Origin of the sequence: Campylobacter concisus, from assembly GCF_902460895.1 — a bacterium.
Classification (GTDB): Bacteria; Campylobacterota; Campylobacteria; order Campylobacterales; family Campylobacteraceae; genus Campylobacter_A; species Campylobacter_A concisus_BC.
This window is the reverse complement of the sequence record NZ_CABPVL010000002.1, coordinates 342,586-354,316: the sequence shown is the minus strand read 5'-3', so window position 1 is coordinate 354,316 and position 11,731 is coordinate 342,586. Positions and strand designations below refer to the sequence as shown.

Annotated in this window: 12 protein-coding genes; 2 read left to right on the top strand and 10 right to left on the bottom strand. The window is 39.2% G+C overall.

Going from position 1 to position 11,731, the window contains the following annotated elements; translation table 11 throughout:
- Positions 1–123: 123 nt before the first annotated feature.
- On the top strand, positions 124–1,977 hold the full coding sequence (rpoD, locus tag F3G98_RS02950; protein WP_021092252.1) for an RNA polymerase sigma factor RpoD: 1,854 nt from the start codon (positions 124–126) through the stop codon (positions 1,975–1,977).
- Between the two features lie 351 nt (positions 1,978–2,328).
- On the opposite strand, the gene F3G98_RS02945 is transcribed toward rpoD, so the two are convergent.
- The 7 genes from F3G98_RS02945 to F3G98_RS02915 all read right to left on the bottom strand — a co-directional run bounded on the left by F3G98_RS02945 (position 2,329) and on the right by F3G98_RS02915 (position 9,659).
- Complete coding sequence (locus F3G98_RS02945; RefSeq protein WP_188116962.1) at positions 2,329–3,084, bottom strand: flagellin; 756 nt, start codon at positions 3,082–3,084, stop codon at positions 2,329–2,331.
- Positions 3,085–3,221: 137 nt separating this feature from the next.
- Positions 3,222–4,514 (bottom strand): histidinol dehydrogenase, encoded by a 1,293-nt coding sequence (gene hisD / locus F3G98_RS02940; RefSeq protein WP_103607639.1) that lies wholly within the window; start codon positions 4,512–4,514, stop codon positions 3,222–3,224.
- Entirely contained in the window at positions 4,511–5,362 is an 852-nt protein-coding gene (locus F3G98_RS02935; RefSeq protein WP_103607638.1) for a pyridoxal-phosphate dependent enzyme, read from the bottom strand. The genes hisD and F3G98_RS02935 overlap by 4 nt, the downstream gene beginning before the upstream one ends.
- Positions 5,355–6,446: an OmpA family protein gene (locus tag F3G98_RS02930; RefSeq protein WP_149725712.1), complete on the bottom strand. Its 1,092-nt coding sequence runs from the start codon at positions 6,444–6,446 to the stop codon at positions 5,355–5,357. Before F3G98_RS02930 ends, F3G98_RS02935 begins: the two co-directional genes overlap by 8 nt.
- Positions 6,443–7,756, bottom strand: coding sequence for a MotA/TolQ/ExbB proton channel family protein (locus tag F3G98_RS02925; RefSeq protein ID WP_149725711.1), 1,314 nt, complete (start codon positions 7,754–7,756; stop codon positions 6,443–6,445). The genes F3G98_RS02930 and F3G98_RS02925 overlap by 4 nt, the downstream gene beginning before the upstream one ends.
- A gap of 4 nt (positions 7,757–7,760) precedes the next feature.
- Positions 7,761–8,825 (bottom strand): class II fructose-bisphosphate aldolase, encoded by a 1,065-nt coding sequence (gene fbaA, locus F3G98_RS02920; RefSeq protein WP_009294115.1) that lies wholly within the window; start codon positions 8,823–8,825, stop codon positions 7,761–7,763.
- Positions 8,826–8,840: 15 nt separating this feature from the next.
- Positions 8,841–9,659: a peptidylprolyl isomerase gene (locus F3G98_RS02915; RefSeq protein ID WP_009294116.1), complete on the bottom strand. Its 819-nt coding sequence runs from the start codon at positions 9,657–9,659 to the stop codon at positions 8,841–8,843.
- Positions 9,660–9,753: 94 nt separating this feature from the next.
- Here F3G98_RS02915 and nth point away from each other — a divergent pair, with 94 nt between their 5' ends.
- Positions 9,754–10,386, top strand: coding sequence for an endonuclease III (gene nth, locus F3G98_RS02910; protein WP_149725710.1), 633 nt, complete (start codon positions 9,754–9,756; stop codon positions 10,384–10,386).
- Positions 10,387–10,422: 36 nt separating this feature from the next.
- On the opposite strand, the gene F3G98_RS02905 is transcribed toward nth, so the two are convergent.
- The 3 genes from F3G98_RS02905 to F3G98_RS02895 form a co-directional block, all read right to left on the bottom strand.
- The gene (locus F3G98_RS02905; protein ID WP_223231300.1) at positions 10,423–10,773 is read right to left on the bottom strand and encodes a zinc-binding metallopeptidase family protein; all 351 of its coding nucleotides are present in this window, start codon (positions 10,771–10,773) and stop codon (positions 10,423–10,425) included.
- Between the two features lie 267 nt (positions 10,774–11,040).
- On the bottom strand, positions 11,041–11,220 hold the full coding sequence (locus F3G98_RS02900) for a hypothetical protein (RefSeq protein WP_149725709.1): 180 nt from the start codon (positions 11,218–11,220) through the stop codon (positions 11,041–11,043).
- Positions 11,221–11,466 (bottom strand): helix-turn-helix domain-containing protein, encoded by a 246-nt coding sequence (locus F3G98_RS02895; RefSeq protein WP_009294123.1) that lies wholly within the window; start codon positions 11,464–11,466, stop codon positions 11,221–11,223. It abuts the gene before it with no gap.
- Between the last annotated feature and the right edge of the window lie 265 nt (positions 11,467–11,731).

Sequence of the window (11,731 nt, the reverse complement as noted above, 5' to 3'; positions counted from 1 at the left end):
TTATAGCTACTAAGCAATCATTGTTCCAACTTTCTTTTTATAGACATTTAAAAATTTTTGGGTATAATCCACTTTCTTTTAACCAATACTTAAATCACAATAATACGATTTGAAAGGAAATTTATGAGCGCCGCAAAAGACTCTTTTTCTCAGATAGAAGAGCTTTTTGTTGAAAATGCAAAAGGCTTTTTGACATACGAAAAATTAGTAAAATTATTAGACAAAGCTCCGACGGCTACGATAGTAAAAAAGATAGAACAACTAGCAAAAACAAACAAAGTTCAGCTCATCACATCTGCTGAAGCTGCAAAGCTTAGAAATTTAGCTGACGCTAAAAAACGTCAAGAAAATGCTCAAAAAAGTGATCAAGATATCGACGAGGATCTCGATCTTTCAGGCGAGAGCGACCTTTTAGAGTGGTCAAGATCAGATAGTCCAGTAAGGATGTATCTAAGAGAGATGGGTCAGATCGCGCTTCTTACAAAAGAAGAAGAGGTGGAGATCAGCAAGAGGATCGAGCTTGGCGAAGATATCATAATCGATGCATTTTGCTCGGTACCGTTTTTGATCGATTTCATACTTGATTACAAAGAGCCGCTCATCAACAGAGAACGCCGCGTAAAAGAGCTTTTTAAAAGCTTTGAAGACGAGAGTGAAAACGAAAACGAAGATGGCGAAGAGGATATAGACGAAGAAGATGAGGAGAACGAAGAGAACGAAACTCCTAAAAAATCAGCCAAAAACGACAAGCGTGCTGAAAAAGTTATAGAGAGCTTTAAAGCCCTTGAAAAGGCTAAAAAAGAGTGGCTAAAGACCGCAAACAAGCAAGATAAGGTAGAAAGCGACGACACAGCTTCAAAGATGACGCTTGCGTTTAAAAAGAAAATTTTAAAAGAGAAGCTGATGGATCTTGGTCCAACAAGTAAGCTAATCAGCGAGATCGTAAAATCAATGGAGACAGCACTAAAAAGCGATGATGAATTTGACAGAGAGCTAAAACGCTTGGAGTATCGCTTACCGATGTTTAGCGACGAGCTAAAGAAAAATCACAAAAGCATCTTAAAAGATATCATCAAGCTTAGCAAAGAAGAGATCGCAGCTCGCGTGCCAGAGGCTACGATGGTATCGACCTACGTCGAGATCAAAAAGCTTTTTACGACAAAAGAGGCGAGCAAACAAGGCTTTGACCTTGAGCCAGCAAGACTAAAAGAAATTTTGGAGCAGATCAAACGTGGAAAGAAAATTTCAGACGAAGCAAAAGCTAGAATGGCTAAGTCAAACCTCCGTCTTGTCGTAAGTATCGCAAAACGCTACACAAACAGGGGCTTGCCGTTTTTAGATCTCATCCAAGAGGGCAACATCGGTCTTATGAAAGCGGTTGATAAATTTGAATATAGAAAAGGATATAAATTTTCAACCTACGCCACATGGTGGATCCGCCAGGCTATCTCGCGCGCGATCGCCGATCAGGCAAGGACGATTAGGATACCTATCCACATGATAGAGACGATTAATCGTATCAACAAAATCAACCGCAAATACCTCCAAGAAGAGGGAAAAGAGCCTGACGTAAGCGTCATCGCAAAAGAGGTCGGACTAAGCGTTGATAAGGTAAAACAGGTGATCAAGATTACAAAAGAGCCTATTAGCCTTGAAGCTCCTATCGCAAACGAAGAGGACGGTAAATTTGGAGATTTTGTTGAAGACAAAACTTCGCTATCACCGATAGATCAAATTTTAAAAAGTGACCTTAGAGAGCAGATCGACGATGTGCTTTCACAGCTAAATGAGCGTGAAAAGGCAGTTATTTCGATGAGATTTGGCTTGCTTGAAGACGAGAGCGACCGCACACTTGAAGAGATCGGCAAGGCACTAAACGTCACTCGTGAGCGCGTCCGCCAGATAGAAAGCTCGGCTATTAAAAAACTAAAACACCCAAAAGTTGGTAGAAAACTCAAAAACTACATCGAGGGCTAACAAGCCCTGCCCTTTTGGGCGAGATCCACTACCCCAAGCTTAAATTTTATACTTTTAATCTACTTTTTTACTTTTGCAACAAAGATGTCAAAAAGCCATTAAGAAATTTTATAAATTCTTAGATCAAATTTGTAACATTTGCTTTTCTCTTTTTGAGAATTTATAACCAAAGAATTAGCTCAAAAATATCATAAAACACAATTAATCTAATTTGCTCTTTTGCAGGTACGTTTGCCAACTAAATTAACCCAATAAAGATCAAATTTTAATTTATAAATATATTTCATAACTTAAAAAATAGAAATAAAAAGCAAAAAAAGAGAGTTTTACCGGCCAAAGACCGGTAAAAATTTATTCGCCTAGAAGTTTATCTAGTTTTGCAGCCAAGCTCGTAGTATCGTGAGCTTTAGCTAAAGAGGCAGCATGTAGCTTTAAATTTGCTTGTAAATTTTCTTCCAAGCTCTTTGCGATGTCGCTACTATCAAGGTTTTCTACGCTATTAGCATTTGCTACGCTTCTAGCAGCTAGAGCGTTCATACCTCTAAATACAGCGTTTTGTGTCGAGCCGATCTCAGAGCGAAGTGAATTTATATTTTTCAAAATATCGCCAGAATTTGAGCCATCCTCTTTAACATTTAAAAGAGCATTTGTGCTTAAATTTATATTTTTTGTGCCCTCGCCTGTGAAAAAGCCAAGCTCGGCGTCAAAAACGTTTTTACCGTTAAATTTGGCCTCTTTTACGCTGTCACTCATCGCATTTTTTAGCGCATTTATCTCACCTTTTATACCCTTTTGCTCATTAGCCGAAAGAGCTGGGTTTGAAAGCTTGCTTGATAGCTCACCGATCTTATCAGCGCTCTCGCTTAAATTTAAAAGCGTTGAGTCAGCGATCTGGAGCATACCGATCATATCGTTTGCATTTGCCATGCCCTCGTTTAGGACATTTGTTTGCGAAAGTAAGCTCTCTGCGATTTGCAAATTTGCACCTGATGCTTTGATCTCGCTATTTGCAGAAATGGCGTTTAGCGCCTTTTTCTCGCTATTTTTAGCTTGATCTAAATAATAGTTTCCTGAAGCCTGGTTTGCAGTATAAGTTCCTAACTTCATATCAACTCCTTTTTTAGTAGTTTCGTGATGGATTTTACTATAAATTTCATAAAAAGTTGCAAAAATATTTCTTAAAGCAAAAAATATTATAAAAAGAATTTAGAAAAAAGCCATTTTTCCTAAATTCTTTGCCCTTTTTAGTCTTCTAATCTCACAGCAATTGATCTTTTATGAGCCGTTAGTCCTTCGGCTTCGGCTAGCTGCATGCATGGTTTGCCAAGGTGCATGATGCCTTTTCTGCTAACTGAGATGATAGAGCTTCGCTTCATGAAATTTTCAACTCCAAGTGGTGAGTAAAATCTCGCACTTCCGCCAGTTGGCAAGGTGTGGTTTGGTCCAGCTAAATAGTCGCCCATCGCTTCAGGCGTGAAGTGTCCAAAAAATATAGCTCCAGCGTGTTTTACCTCGTCCATATAGCTCAAAGCATCGTTTGTAGCGATCTCTAGGTGCTCCACTGCAAGCTCGTTCATCAGTTTAAAGCACTCCTGCAAGTCTTTTGCGACGATGATAGCGGCTTTGTTTCTCATGCTAGCACTAGCGATTGGTTCGCGTTTTAGAGTTTTTAGCTCGTCCTCTATATGTCTTTGCACTGCTCTTGCAAAGGCCTCCACTGGCGTTATCAAAAAGGCACTCGCGATCTCGTCGTGCTCGGCTTGTGAGAGTAGATCGATCGCTATGTGACGAGGGTCCGCGCTATCATCAGCGATCACGCCTATCTCGCTTGGGCCTGCGATCATATCGATATTCACGTCGCCATAAACTAGCTTTTTAGCAGTCGCTACGTAGATATTGCCAGGTCCTGTGATGACATCGACCTTTGGCACGGTCGCTGTGCCATACGCCATCGCTGCGATCGCACTTGCGCCGCCTATTTTAAAGGCTGTTTTGATGCCACAAAGATGCATCGCTGCAAGGAGTAGAGGATTTACCTTGCCATTTGGCGCTGGGGTGCAAACTACGATCTCTCTTACGCCTGCAACGATCGCTGGGATAGCATTCATAAGAAGTGAGCTAGGATATGCCGCCTTGCCGCCTGGGATATAAAGACCAGCGCGATCAACCGGAGTGTATTTTGCGCCAAGCAAGATATCGTGCTCGTCCTTATATGTCCAGTCGCTTGGCTTTGTGCGCTCGTGATAGCTTTTTATCCTATCGTGGGCTAAATTTAGAGCCACTCTTAGGGCATTATCTAGCGAGTTGTAGGCCGCCTCCATCTCTTTTACGTCGATTATTATGTCGTTTTTGCTTGTGACATTAAATTTATCAAATTTGCTTATCTGTGCAAAAAGCGCGCTATCACCATCTTTTCTTATCTCGTCTATGATGCCTGTAACAACTGGCATAACGGCACTCATGTCATTGTCGCTTCGTCTAACAAGCTGCGAAAATCTACTCTCAAAGTCAGCGTCGCTGCTGTGTAAAAATTTCATTTATGATCCTTTATTTTTAGTTTTCTCTCATATCTTTGCTTTTGTGTAATATTACCTAAAATTCCGCCCTGGTGGATATATAAAATTTCGCTCCCAAGCTTATCTAAATTTGCAAAAAGCGTCATAAAGCCCACTGGGTCGTAAATAAGCTCAAATTCTACGCCACTTTTACAAACCTCAAGCCAAATTTCATAAAGCTCAGGGTATAAATTTCCAAAATGATACTTCTTTGGGGGATTTAAAATTTGCACTTTGCTGTTTTTATCTAGCTCGTAAATTTGCTTTTTTAGATAGTCGCCATCCCCTACGCAAGGGGCTGTAAAGACCCTAAGATCGGTGTGTTTTGCTAGGTAGCATGCGCTTGTGCCTGTACCTGAGGGCAAAAAAATGTCAGGCCTTATGCCACTTTTTTTGCTCCACTCGTTTATCTCATTTGCTTGCGTGATAAAGCCAAGCTCAGCCTCACTCTGCGCCACGCCCTCGTTTATAAAGAGCGCATTTTCGCTCTTTGCTAGCTCTTTGGCAAATTTCTCACGCTCCTCTTTCACAAAAATTTCCATGCCATTTTCAAGTGCAAATTTGAAATTTCCAACTGGATTTTGCTCTAAATTTGAGCTTAGATGAGAGACGACGTAGTAAAATTTAAGCCCTTTTAGTTTGGCAAAAAGACTTAGGCTATACATGGCATTTGACTGGTTTGAGCCATGAGATACGATGGCTTTGATGCCGCTAAGATCGGCCTTTAAAAAATACTCCAGCTTTCTTGCTTTATTGCCGTTAAACTCGCCTAGCAAGTCATCTCTTAAAAGCCAAAATTCTCGCCCTCTTAAGCGAATTTTATCAATCACCCTTAAACTCCAAAAATTTCTCTATCTCGTTGATAGCCTCTTTGTTTGAGAGTGAAAATTTGATCTCGATGCGCCTTGAAGCGTCCTTGTCCTCGGCTCCATCTTTGAAAACTAGCTCGTTGTAGCTTCTGCCACTTGCGACAAGCAGCTTTCTAAGGCGTGCATCGTCACTAAATGAGTTTATAAACTCCATCACGGCGTAGGCTCTTTTTTGTGAGAGCTCTAGGTTGTAAATGTAGCTTCCGTCGCTATCCGTAAAGCCCTCGATCACGATCTGATCGATGTTTGAGGCGATCTCCTTGTCATTTAAAAGCACGTCAAAATACTTACTAAGTGTTGCCTTTAGCTCCTCTTTGACCTCTTCTTTTAAGATGGCACTTCCCTTATCAAAAAGCACTGACGAGCTAAGCTTTAGCGCGCCTGAGTTTGGGTCGATCTCGATGCTAGATCCTAGCCTATCTTTTAGAGCTGAGATCACTTTAACCCTTATGCCAGTTAGGTTTTTGACCCTGTCACGAGTGACGTTTAGATCCCTTAAAAGCTCATCATATCTAGCCTCTTTTTTGCTCACTTGCTCGAGCAAAAAGGCGATCTTGGCTAAATTTTTCTCGCTACTTGCATTTGCGTCGCTTAGCGCTCTATCTTTTGATGAAATTTCATCATTTAGCACGATCATCTTTTGGTTTAGATCAAAAATGCTAGCATTTAGCTCTTTTATGCTCGCATTTGCGTCCTTGTTTTCCTCTATGAGCTGGGCTAGTTTTTCTTTTAGGGCGTCTATTTGGATGACAAAAATTTCATTTGATTTTTTTAAATTTATGTTTTCGTCGCTTATCTTTGAAAGCTCGCTTTTTAGGGCGTCATTTAGCTCTTCAAGGGTGAAATTCTTACCCTGGGCGTCTTTTAAATTTGCTAAAGCTGTGATGATAGCTTGCTCTTTATTTTCAAGGGTGTTTTGAGTTAGGACGTATTTTACGACGACAGCGCCGATTAGCAGCATAAAAACAAAGAGCAGACCCGCCATCAAGTCTGCGTACGAAACCCAAAAGCTCGATTGATCCTCGTTATTTTTGTCTATTTTCATTGCACTAGATTTTCGATTTTTTCTATTACAGAATTTGCTTCTTTATCGATCTCGTCTATGTTCTTTTTAAGCTCAGCAATGAGGCTCTCGCGCTCTTTTTCACGCTCCAAGCTCCTGCCTTCTTGCTCATAAGCTGCCTTAAATATCGTAGCACTCTCCACGAGCGAGGCTCTAAATGCCTTTAATGCCTCGTTTTGCTCTTTTATCAAAGAGAGAGAAAATTCTTTTAAAATGGCATCAAAACTCTTGATAGTCTGCTCAAATTTAAGCTGGCTCTCTTTTGTGGCATTTAAATTTCTGCTAAAAATTTCGCCAAGCTTTGCATGCTCGGTTAAAATTTTAACCTCCATATCTTTAAAGGCATTAGAAAACGCGCCAACTGCCTTTAATATATCGGAGTGGATTTTTACAAATTCATCTTGTTTTAGCCCAGATTCATTTAGCATTTTTAAACTTGCACTAAGCTCGGCTTTGCTTTGATTGATGATATTTTTCTCAACCTCGCAAAGCTCTTTTAGGCTGTTAAATTTCTCATTTGTCTGCTCGCTTAGCTCTTTTATAAATTTATCATCAAGCACCATTTTAAAGGCGTCGTGACTATCTTTAAAGTAGCCCACACTTGCCTTCATGAAATTTGCATTTAGCTCATTTTCCTGCCAGAAAAACTCACGGCTTAGCTCTTTTTGCTCGCTGTAAAATCTCTCAAATTTACTAATGCCGATCTTTTCAAAAAACATCCACCAAAGTGCTAAAAATATGCCGTAAATCGATACATAAAATGCCGTAGCCACGCCGTTTAGCAGTATAGCGATCTCTTTTTCAAGTCCGTTTGCAGTGCTTGAGCTAAAGCTTGGCATGGAGATAGCGATGCTAATAAATGTGCCCAAAATTCCAAGCATAGGAAAGACTGCTTGGCCAATGTTTGCTAGGTTGTCATTTCTAAAATTTCTTGTATAGCTCTCGAAAAAATCTTCAAATTTAGCGTTTGCCTTTTTGACGCCTGAAATTTCAAAGAGATGAGCGATAATAAATTCTTTTAACCTTATCTTGTAATCTTTGGCATTTGCTAAGAAATTTGAGTAAGCGACCAAAGCGCTGTGACGTGAAAATATAAAAGCGACAAAGAGTATAACGCCCATCATCACGATGGTGTGAAGCTTCATCTGAAAATTTATAACGCCAAGATACGCTAGTATCGCCAAGATGTAGATAGCTGAAGGGATAAAGATAACTTTAAAAAAGACAAAGAAAGAGTGAGCTTGGCGCTCTTTTGGCACGCTTAGCTCACTAAAATCATTTTGATTTTGCATAGGATTAGTTCCTATTTAGGCAGTTTAAGTCGCTAAAAGCAGTCTGAAGACGCTTAACCATGCTCTCCTCGCCACTTCTTAGCCATTTCCTTGGATCGTAGTATTTTTTATTTGGCTTGTCATCGCCTTCTGGGTTGCCGATCTGACCTTGCAAGTATGCCCTATTTTTGGCCTCATACTCGCGCACGCCGTCCCAAAATGCCCACTGAGTATCGGTATCAATGTTCATCTTGATAACGCCGTAACTTACAGCATTTTTGATATCTTTTAGCTCGCTGCCACTTCCGCCGTGAAATACAAAATTTACTGGCTTGTCGCTTTTTGTGTTAAATTTCTTAGCGACATAGGCTTGTGAGTTTTTAAGAATTTCTGGTCTTAGCACGACATTGCCCGGTTTATAGACGCCGTGAACGTTGCCAAAACTAGCTGCGATGCTAAATTTATCGCTTATCTTGCTTAGTCTTTCATAAGCAAGCGCGACGTCCTCTGGCTGAGTGTAAAGAAGTGCGTTATCAACGCTTGTGTTATCTACGCCATCTTCTTCGCCGCCAGTGACGCCTAGCTCGATCTCTAGGCTGATACCAAGCTCGCTAAGCTCTTTTAGATACTTCTCGCACGTGCTTAAATTTTCGTTGATATTCTCTTCACTAAGATCAAGCATGTGAGAGCTAAAAAGTGGCACGCCGTGAGTTTTTTTATACTCATGACTTGCTTTTACTAGCTCATCTATCCAAGGCAAAAGCTTTCTAGCAGCGTGGTCAGTGTGTAAAATGACTGGCACGCCGTAAGCCTTGGCAAGCAGATGAACATGTTTTGCTCCAGCGATCGCACCAAGAACGGCTGCGTTTTCGCAGGCTTTACCAGCGTAAAAACCTGCACCGCCATTACTAAACTGAACGATAACAGGCGAGTTAGCAACCTTTGCCGCTTCTAAAACAGCATTTACCGAGTCGCTGCCTACGACATTTACAGCAGGTATTGCAAAACCTTGCTCTTTGGCATAAGCATAAAGTTTTGTTACATCATCTCCGCTTAAAACACCAGGTTTTACGATATCTAAAACGCCCATTTTATCCTCCAAATTTTATTTGTATTCTATCTTTGCTTTTTGGCGTAGAGCTTCACTTTTTTGTCTAACAGCAGCTTGGAATTTCTCCATTTTTACAGCTTGCTCGATCTCTGGTTTTGCTTGTTCAAAGCTTACAGTGCCAGCAGCTTTACCATCTTCTTTTAAGATAACATGGTAGCCAAACTGAGTTTTAACTGGCTTAGTTGAAACTGTGCCATTAGCCATTGAAAATGCTGCGTCTGCAAAAGGTTTTACCATTTGGCTTTGACCAAACCAGCCAAGCTCGCCACCGTGTGCTGCTGAGCCTTTGTCGATTGATTTTTGGCTTGCTAGCTCTGCAAATTTCTTAGTTAGAGCCTCGCCTTTTAAATTTTTAAGTTGAGCAATGATGTCGTTTGCTGTTTTTTCATCTTCAACTAAGATATGTCTTGCTCTTGCTTGAGCTGGTTGGTTCATGCTAGCTTTGTTTTTGTTATAAAAATCTCTTAAATCGCTATCGCTTACTTTTATACCGTCAAATAGTTTTCTCATATAAAGCTCAACTGCGATGCCTTCTTGTGCAGCTTTTACAGCCTTGATGTAATCAACATCTTTTTCAATACCTGTCGCTTTTGCATCTTTTAAAAGAAGTTTTCTGTTGATTAGATCGTCGATTATACGTTTTTTCTCATTTGGTTGAAGCTTGCTAGCGTCAAAACCTGGCATAGCCGCTGATAAAAGTGCTGAGATATCGCTATCGTTTATAGCATCGCCATCAACTGTTGCAACTACTGCTGCGTTTAGAGTGACAGCTGCAGCTAAACTTAAAACTGCTGGAAACAAAAATTTTTTCATATAAATCCTTTAAAAAATTGATTTTATGGGCAAAATTATATCAAATAATGCGGTAACTTTTCGTTTAACTTGCAATTTTAGGTAAAATAGCCAAATGAGAACAAAAAAAGATATTTTAGAGATAAAAAAAAGGCTTTTAGAAGAGTTTAAAGACGCCAAAAGCGAGCTTCAGTTTAGAAATTTATATGAACTTCTTGTCTGCGTCATGCTCTCAGCTCAGTGCACAGACAAAAGGGTAAATTTGATCACACCTGCCCTATTTGAGGCATATAAAGATGTTTTTGAGTTAGCTAGCGCAAATTTAGCCAGTCTAAAACTGATGATAAACTCATGCAGCTTTTTTAACAATAAGGCCGTAAATTTGATCAAGATGGCAAACAGCGTGGTTGAGCTTTATAACGGAGAAATTCCGCTTGATGAAGAGAAGCTAAAAGCCCTTGCTGGAGTTGGGCAAAAGACCGCTCACGTCGTGCTTTTAGAGGCGACAAATGCAAACGTAATGGCAGTTGATACGCATGTTTTTAGAGTATCGCATAGACTTGGCTTAAGCAGTGCAAAGACGCCAGAAGCGACTGAAGAGGATCTAACTCTTGCCTTTAAAACTGATCTTGGCAAGCTTCATCAAGCGATGGTTCTTTTTGGGCGCTACACCTGCAAGGCTAAAAAACCGCTTTGCCATGAGTGCATATTAAACGATCTTTGTAAAAGCAAGGATAAGGTGATATAGAAAAATTTGCTAGAAATTTCTAGCAAATTTTGTTTTTTAAGAGTTATATTTTTTAACGATACCGCGAACGACTTTTTCGATAAAAAGTGCAGAAGCTACTTCGCAGTGCTCTCTTGTAGAGTGAGGTGAGTAGATGTTTGGTCCAATAGAACATGCACTAAGACCTGCCTTTTTCTCCAAAAGCACTCCACACTCAAGTCCAGCATGCACAGCTGTTATCCTAGCTTCTGGCTTATAAATTTTAAGCTCTTCTAAAATATCATTTGCAAATTTATCATTTATAGGTTTCCAAGCTGGATTTCTATCTTTACTAATGACGCTAAAACCGAGTGCCTTTGCAAGCTCAGAAATTTCAAATTCCATTCTATTTAGCCCGTCTTTACTCATTGATCTTGCGAAAAACTCCCCAAACTTATAGATAAGAAATGTAAAAAGAATACGCAATAAAGAAGCGGAGAAGATAGTGTAGTGACATTAAATTTGATAAATTTATGTTAGGCTACTGGAGCCACCGTTTATAGATATTTTGGTAGCTAAGATAGATGCTTATTAAGATAAGCGAAGCAAAACCCTATAAATAAGTAGGATGAAATTTATTTAATAGCCTTTTTGGCTACTAAATTTATGAAATAACTAAATTTCAAGCCAAAAATACTAAATTTTGGCTCTTTTTTCTCTTGCTTTTTTGATCTTGTTTTTAACTACATGAAATTTTGAAGCTGCAGCCGAGCATAGATCCTTGTAAGTAACTAAAATTTTTGACTCTTTTTTAGTGCAAATGACTGCAAAAACGCCCTCAAGGTCGATTCTCTCTTTTTGTGTTAAATTTTCCATCTATTTTCCTAGCAATTTTCTCATCTTATTGACAACAAATAATATTTCATCATCGTCAAGCTCACATAGCAGTTTGCAAACAGCAGCAGCAGCTTGCGGCTTTGAGTTTCCAAGTCTCCAGTCCTGATATGTCCTCATAGGCACGCCAAGATCCTCTGCCATTTTTGCTTGTGAAATTTTCTTACCGATATTTTTTGCTTCAACTGCATTGTGAAGCAAATTAAATATATCACTTGTTTCAATCATTGAAGAATTATACGTTATTTATCATTAAATATACCTAAAATATTATATAAATAATGTAAAATAGTATATAAATATCAATATAAAGTATTAAATATACTAAAAATTATTTATAATATACGTTAAAACGTATAAAAATCTTTTAAATTCTTGAATAAAATTAGAAATTTTGGGTTTTATGTTGAAGTTAAATTTTTTATTTTGCTTTAAATTTTATTTGTTTTTACGCAAAGCTTATAATATAGGCATTAGAAAAGTTTAGTTATAT

What these genes read in the sequence shown, in the direction of transcription:
- hisD (WP_103607639.1), bottom strand. Translation starts at nt 4,514, where the DNA reads ATGAAATTTTTACACAGCAGCGACGCTGACTTTGAGAGTAGATTTTCG.
- F3G98_RS02925 (WP_149725711.1), bottom strand. Translation starts at nt 7,756, where the DNA reads ATGCAAAATCAAAATGATTTTAGTGAGCTAAGCGTGCCAAAAGAGCGC.
- fbaA (WP_009294115.1), bottom strand. Translation starts at nt 8,825, where the DNA reads ATGGGCGTTTTAGATATCGTAAAACCTGGTGTTTTAAGCGGAGATGAT.
- rpoD (WP_021092252.1), top strand. Translation starts at nt 124, where the DNA reads ATGAGCGCCGCAAAAGACTCTTTTTCTCAGATAGAAGAGCTTTTTGTT.
- F3G98_RS02930 (WP_149725712.1), bottom strand. Translation starts at nt 6,446, where the DNA reads ATGAAAATAGACAAAAATAACGAGGATCAATCGAGCTTTTGGGTTTCG.
- nth (WP_149725710.1), top strand. Translation starts at nt 9,754, where the DNA reads ATGAGAACAAAAAAAGATATTTTAGAGATAAAAAAAAGGCTTTTAGAA.
- F3G98_RS02915 (WP_009294116.1), bottom strand. Translation starts at nt 9,659, where the DNA reads ATGAAAAAATTTTTGTTTCCAGCAGTTTTAAGTTTAGCTGCAGCTGTC.
- F3G98_RS02945 (WP_188116962.1), bottom strand. Translation starts at nt 3,084, where the DNA reads ATGAAGTTAGGAACTTATACTGCAAACCAGGCTTCAGGAAACTATTAT.
- F3G98_RS02895 (WP_009294123.1), bottom strand. Translation starts at nt 11,466, where the DNA reads ATGATTGAAACAAGTGATATATTTAATTTGCTTCACAATGCAGTTGAA.
- F3G98_RS02905 (WP_223231300.1), bottom strand. Translation starts at nt 10,773, where the DNA reads ATGAGTAAAGACGGGCTAAATAGAATGGAATTTGAAATTTCTGAGCTT.
- F3G98_RS02900 (WP_149725709.1), bottom strand. Translation starts at nt 11,220, where the DNA reads ATGGAAAATTTAACACAAAAAGAGAGAATCGACCTTGAGGGCGTTTTT.